Origin of the sequence: Craterilacuibacter sp. (assembly GCF_051659485.1) — a bacterium.
In the GTDB taxonomy this organism is placed as follows: domain Bacteria; phylum Pseudomonadota; class Gammaproteobacteria; order Burkholderiales; family Chromobacteriaceae; genus Craterilacuibacter.
In genome coordinates, this window is the sequence record NZ_JBOFOO010000269.1 from 1 (window position 1) to 5895 (window position 5895).

6 protein-coding genes are annotated in these 5895 nt (G+C 60.0%); 1 reads left to right on the forward strand and 5 read right to left on the reverse strand.

Annotation, left to right across the window (positions count from 1 at the left end; translation table 11 throughout):
* The 4 genes from ACRC1E_RS09280 to flgB form a co-directional block, all read right to left on the reverse strand.
* A partial coding sequence (locus tag ACRC1E_RS09280) for a flagellar hook-basal body complex protein (protein ID WP_438514815.1) occupies window positions 1-421 on the reverse strand: 421 nt, incomplete at its 3' end.
* Window positions 422-459: 38 nt separating this feature from the next.
* Window positions 460-1143, reverse strand: a complete 684-nt coding sequence (locus ACRC1E_RS09285) for a flagellar hook assembly protein FlgD (RefSeq protein WP_438514816.1) — start codon at window positions 1141-1143, stop codon at window positions 460-462.
* Window positions 1144-1163: 20 nt separating this feature from the next.
* Window positions 1164-1574, reverse strand: a complete 411-nt coding sequence (gene flgC, locus ACRC1E_RS09290; protein WP_124734360.1) for a flagellar basal body rod protein FlgC — start codon at window positions 1572-1574, stop codon at window positions 1164-1166.
* Between the two features lie 2 nt (window positions 1575-1576).
* The gene (gene flgB, locus ACRC1E_RS09295; RefSeq protein WP_438514817.1) at window positions 1577-1993 is read right to left on the reverse strand and encodes a flagellar basal body rod protein FlgB; all 417 of its coding nucleotides are present in this window, start codon (window positions 1991-1993) and stop codon (window positions 1577-1579) included.
* 407 nt (window positions 1994-2400) lie between these two features.
* On the opposite strand from flgB, the gene ACRC1E_RS09300 reads away from it, so the two are divergent.
* On the forward strand, window positions 2401-4788 hold the full coding sequence (locus ACRC1E_RS09300) for an EAL domain-containing protein (protein WP_438514818.1): 2388 nt from the start codon (window positions 2401-2403) through the stop codon (window positions 4786-4788).
* Window positions 4789-4877: 89 nt separating this feature from the next.
* Here ACRC1E_RS09300 and nagZ read toward each other — a convergent pair.
* A partial coding sequence (gene nagZ / locus ACRC1E_RS09305) for a beta-N-acetylhexosaminidase (RefSeq protein WP_438514819.1) occupies window positions 4878-5895 on the reverse strand: 1018 nt, incomplete at its 5' end.

The following is a 5895-nucleotide window of genomic DNA, read 5'->3' on the forward strand; positions in this document are numbered from 1 at the left end:
AAGGCTGAGGCGGCCCGGCGACCACTTGCCCCTTGTCATCCACCCCGTAACCGGTCAGATAATGGCCGGCATTGACGAAGTATCCCTCGCGATCAAGCTGGAACTCGCCGTTGCGGGTATACATCGCCTGTCCGTCTGCGCCTTGCATGCGAAAAAAACCTTGCCCGGTAATCGCCATATCCATGGGGTTGCCGGTACTGGTTACCGGTCCCTGGTTAAATTGCTGGGTCACCGCCACGGTGCGCGAGCCGATACCGGTTGCCGTTGCCGACACCCCGTACATACTGGCCGCGTACAGATCGGAAAATTCGGCGCGTGCCTTCTTAAAACCGACGGTACTGGCGTTGGCCACGTTGTTGCCGATTACATCCAGCTGCTTGGATGCCGCACCCAGACCACTCAAACCTTGCTGAAAACTCATGTCTCGCCCCTATTTCCGTATTCTTGTCTGCGCTGCGCTTAAACGATCTGGATGATCTCGCCCAGGCTAGTCGTCTTGCCACCGGCCAGCATCAGCATCGGGATGCCCTGTTCCCAAGTCACGCCGGTCACCTTGCTGAAGCCCAGCGGATTGGCCGTCACCGCCACGCCCCCATTACTGGCCTCGACCTTGAAGCTGTACTCGCCCTCGGGCAGCGCATTGCCGCTACCATCGGTACCGTCCCACTCGAATTTGTTGATACCGGTTGTCGGCTTGTCGATGGCGATGGTGCTGACCACATTGCCATCCTTATCCGATACCGTAACCGTGACCTTGTCGGCCGGCCCGTTCAGTTCGACGGCACCATTGGCGGTACCGCCCTCGCCCTTGATATGCAGCGCGTTGCCGTCGGTCATCACGTCCTTGCCTATCATGGTCGCCGCCATCATCGACTGGTTGGCGAACTGCGATTGCAGCAGCATATTCATGGTCTGGTTCATGTTTTCCATGCCGGTCACGGTACTGATCTGCGCCATCTGGCTGGTGATCTCGGCATTGTCCATCGGATTCAGCGGATCCTGCGCCTGCAACTGGGTCATCAGCAGCTTGAGGAAACGATCCTGAATCCCTTGCGACGAATTGGCATCCGCGCTCGAACGGCCCGCATTCCCGGTTTTGTTCAGGTCGGAAATGATGTCCTGACTACTGACGGCACTCACCATGGCTCAAGCCCTTTCTTCTATTACTGGCCCAACTGCAGGGTTTTCTGCAGCAGGGTCTTGGCGGTATTCATCACTTCCACGCTGGTCTGGTACGAGCGCGAAGCGGAAATCATGTCGGCCATCTCTTCAACCGGATTGACGTTGGGCAACTTCAGATAACCCTTTTCATCGGCCAGCGGATGCGACGGATCGTATTTGAGGCGGAACGGCGACGTATCTTCCACGATCTGCGTCACGCGCACACCCGCTACCTGCGGCTGACTGGCCGACACCGGCGTGGCAGAAAACACCACATGGCGCGCGCGATAGGGCTCACCGGTGGAGCTGGTTGCACTCTCGGCATTGGAAATATTACTGGCCACCAAATTAAGGCGCTGCGATTGCGCAGTCAGCGAAGACCCTGCAATGGTAAACACATTGGAAAGCGACATGATTATTGACCACCCTTGATTGCATCGGCCAAACCGGTAATGCGGCGATTGAGAAAGGTCAGCGTACTTTGATAGCGCAAGGAGTTGTCGGTAAACGCAGCACGCTCCACATCCATGTCCACGCTATTGCCATCCAGACTGGGCTGCACACTATGGCGGTAGCCCAACTCCGGCTTGCCATCGGCGGCAGTGGCGGCCACACCATCCAGATGGCCGGCGCTGGTACGCGCCATGGCAAGGCCCGCGCCTTGCTGCTGCGACTGCGCACCAGACAAAGCCTTGCCAAAATCGAAATCCACCGCCTTGTAGTTGGGCGTGTCATCATTGGCGAGGTTGCTCGCCAACACTTCGGCGCGATAGGCGCGCAGATTCAGTGACTGCTGCTGGAATTCAAAGTGTTTGGCAATCTTGTCTAGCATGTTCACCCCCAGTAAGCACACATGATATAGCAGGATTCGTGCCAGACACGAATGAATAGCAAACTATCGAATAGGCCCAAATTTTACTGGGGTATTTTACAGAGACATGGCACAGCTCGGGCAAATAAAACGGCAATAATTGCCGCTCAACGGCAAGGATGGGCACCATGCCCGCACCCGAGCCCACCCTTAGCGCCAGCAGCAACACCAAGCTTGCCGGATACCGCAGCGTTCACCCGATTTTAAAAAAGCCATTGCCCATAACAAAGCTTAAAGCTGACACCGGCTTGTCAATAAGAGCCAATAGCAAGCTAGGCACAGGCAGGCATTCGGAAAATCAGACCGGCGTTACCCGTCTATGCTAAAGCCAGACACAAGTCGTGCCCGCCCCTAAAGAGGGAACCGCCATGCGCCACCAAATCAACCATCGCATCCAGCATCTGGCCCGTCTGGGCAACTGGCACTATTCGGCTGGCGGCGACCGCCTCGAAGGCTCGGATGAGGCCTGCCGCCTGTTCGGACTGCCCGCGGGGGCTATCCTGCATCCACGCAAACTGGCCGAGCGCATCCACCCGCAAGACCAAGCGGCACTGCAAACGGCTTGGCGCGAGCTCATGAACGGCAAGCACTTTACCGTCGAACTACGGGTGCGTGATGGCGAAAGCTGGCGCTGGCTCTATATCAGCGGCGAAGCCGTCGATGCCGACATGCAAGCCATCGGCTTCGTACAGGACATCCATGCGCGCAAGCAACGCGAGCTGAAACTGGGCGCCCAGGCACAGCAACTGGCTCTGGCGATGACAGCCAGTGGCGAAGGACTATGGGACTGGAATCTGGCCGCACAGCAGGTTAGCCACAATGCCCAATGGTGTCACCTGCTAGGGCTGGACCCATCGCACCTCAGCCATGCCACCGATTTTTTTATTCATCTGATCCATCCGCACGACCGACCGGCAGTACAGGCACGCATCGGGGCATGCCTGCAGGGCAAAGGCAGCTATGTCAGCGAACACCGCCTGCGCCATCATGATGGCCACTATGTATGGGTACTGGATCGCGGCGATGTGGTCGAACGTGACGACGCGGGAACCGTATTACGCATGGTTGGCAGCCTGAGCGACATTAGCCAGCGGCGCGCAGCCGACGAAGAACTGCGCATCGCAGCCAGCGTATTCGATGCCCAGGAGGGCATGCTCATCGTCAGCGCCGACCAGCTGATCCTGCGCGCCAACCGGGCATTCGGCGAAATCTGCGGCTACAACAGCGCCCGCCTTGCCGGCCAAAGCCCGCTACTGCTGCGCACCGGCAAGTACGACCTGGATTTCTATAACGGCATCTGGGAGGCCGTAGCCAGCAGCGGCAGCTGGCAAGGCGAGCTCTGGATCAAGCACCAACAGGGCCGCTTCATCCCGGTATGGATGACGGGCAGCGCCATCAGGGATGACAGTGGCGCCATCAGCCACTACATTGTCACGCTCTCGGATCTGTCACAGCACAAGGCTGCCGAGCGCGAGATCCACCGCCTCGCATTTTATGACCCGCTGACCGGACTACCCAACCGCCGGCTACTGCTAGAACGCATCGACCACGCACTGCTCACCCACCAGCGCAACGGCAACGAAGGTGCACTCTTGTTTATCGACCTGGACAATTTCAAGCCGCTCAACGACAGCTACGGCCACGAGATGGGAGACCGCCTACTCAAGGAGGCCGCCGAACGCTTGGGGCAACGCCTGCGCCAGGACGACACCATCGCCCGTCTGGGCGGCGACGAATTCGTCGTCCTGCTGGAAAACCTCGACAGCGAACCGGCCAAGGCCGCCAGTCAGGCCGAACATGTCGCCGAGCTGCTGGGCAGCTTGCTGGCCCAGCCCTATCACCTGGGTAGCCATATCCACCACTGCAGCGGCAGTATCGGCATCGCACTGTTTTCAGACAGTGCCGGTCGCGCAGACGAATTATTGCGCCAGGCCGACCTTGCCATGTATCAAGCCAAGACCGCCGGGCGCAACACCCTGCGCTTTTATGATCAGGCAATGCAAACTGCCGTCCAGCTGCGGCTGGCGCAGGAACACGCACTACGCGAGGCCATCGCCGCACAGCAATTTGTCCTGCACTACCAAAAACAGGTGGATAACAATGGTGTGGCCACCGGCTACGAGGCGCTGCTGCGCTGGGAGCACCCGCAGCGGGGCCTCACCCCGCCAGGGTATTTCATAGCACTGGCCGAGGAGACTGGCCTGATCATTCCGCTAGGCACATGGGTACTGGAACAGGCATGCCAGCAACTGGCGCGCTGGGGCAAACATAAAGACAGCGCCCATCTGCGGCTTGCGGTCAATATCAGTCCGCTGCAGTTCCAGCAGGATGATTTTGCCGATACCGTGATTGCCATCCTGCAACAAAGTGGCGCCACACCCGAACGGCTGGAGCTGGAACTGACCGAAAGCCTGCTGCTGAGCGATATTGCACATGCCGCCGACAAAATGCACAAGCTGCGCAAGCATGGCGTCCTGTTTTCGCTGGACGATTTCGGCACCGGCTACTCTTCGCTGTCCTACCTCAAACACCTGCCGCTGAACCAGCTCAAAATCGACAAGAGCTTTGTCGACGACATCATGCACAGCACTAGCGCTGACGCCATTGTACGTACCATCATCGCACTGGCCCATAGTCTGGAGCTGACCGTCATCGCCGAAGGCGTGGAAACCGCGCAGCAGCGCGACTTCCTGCTGGCCAATGGCTGCCAGCACCATCAGGGCTATCTGTATGAAAAACCCGCCCCCCTGAGCTGAGACGCCACTCAACAGCAAACGCCGCAGCGGATAAGGCTGCGGCGTTGATTGGCAAGACCCGCCCACAAACATGCGGGCAAGGCAATATTTTAGTAGGCTTCGCCCACCTTGGGCCCGGTCAGCGTATCGGCCGGCAAACCCAGCGCCAGCACGCTCGCCTGGCGCACGGCAAAAGCGGCCGTCGCCACATGTGCCTGCCAGTCTTGTGCCGTGCCATGCCCGGCCATGCGCGCCAGACGGGCGGCCAGTTGCGGCTGCGCCGGCGGCAGCAGGCGGGCAAGCAAGTCGTCCGCCAGATCGGGGCGGTTGCACACCAGTACCATATCGCAGCCGGCGGCCAGCGCCGCATCGGCGCGATCGACAATATCGCCGGCGGCGGCCGCGCCTTCCATGGTCAGGTCATCCGAAAAGATCACCCCGTCAAAACCCAGCTCGTCGCGCAAGATGTCCTGCAGCCATCGCTGCGAGAAACCGGCTGCCTGACCATCCACAGCCGGATACACTACATGCGCCGGCATCACCGCCGCCATACCGGCATTCGCCAGCGCCGCAAACGGCTTGAGGTCATCATCACGCAAGGCCTCCAGCGAGCGGCTATCCACCGGAATCACATGATGGCTATCCCCCTCGACAAAACCGTGGCCGGGAAAATGCTTGCCGCAGCTTTGCATGCCGCCGGCAGCCAACCCCTGCTGCAAGGCACAGCTCAGATCCGACACCACCGCCGGATCGCGGTGGAAGCTGCGGTTACCGATCACCGCGCACTGCCCCCAGTCCAGATCCAGCACCGGCGTAAACGACAAATCAATGCCGCAGGCCGATAGTTCTGCGGCCAACACCTCGCCCACATCACGCGCCAGCACCAGCGCGGCTTGCGGGTCGGCATCGTAAGCTTCGCCCAGCGCCCGCATCGCCGGCAAGCGGGTAAAGCCCGGAATAAAACGCTGCACCCGCCCGCCCTCGTGATCGACGGCGATCAGCAGATGCGGCGCGCGTAGCGCACGGATCTCGGCGGTCAGCGCCTTGAGTTGCTTGACCGACTCGAAATTACGGCGAAACAGGATAACGCCACCGACCAGCGGATGACTCAGACGCGCGCGCTCGGCA

Coding starts and splice junctions, on each gene's coding strand:
- ACRC1E_RS09285 (WP_438514816.1), bottom strand. CDS start 1,143: ATGGTGAGTGCCGTCAGTAGTCAGGACATCATTTCCGACCTGAACAAA.
- flgC (WP_124734360.1), bottom strand. CDS start 1,574: ATGTCGCTTTCCAATGTGTTTACCATTGCAGGGTCTTCGCTGACTGCG.
- flgB (WP_438514817.1), bottom strand. CDS start 1,993: ATGCTAGACAAGATTGCCAAACACTTTGAATTCCAGCAGCAGTCACTG.
- ACRC1E_RS09300 (WP_438514818.1), top strand. CDS start 2,401: ATGCGCCACCAAATCAACCATCGCATCCAGCATCTGGCCCGTCTGGGC.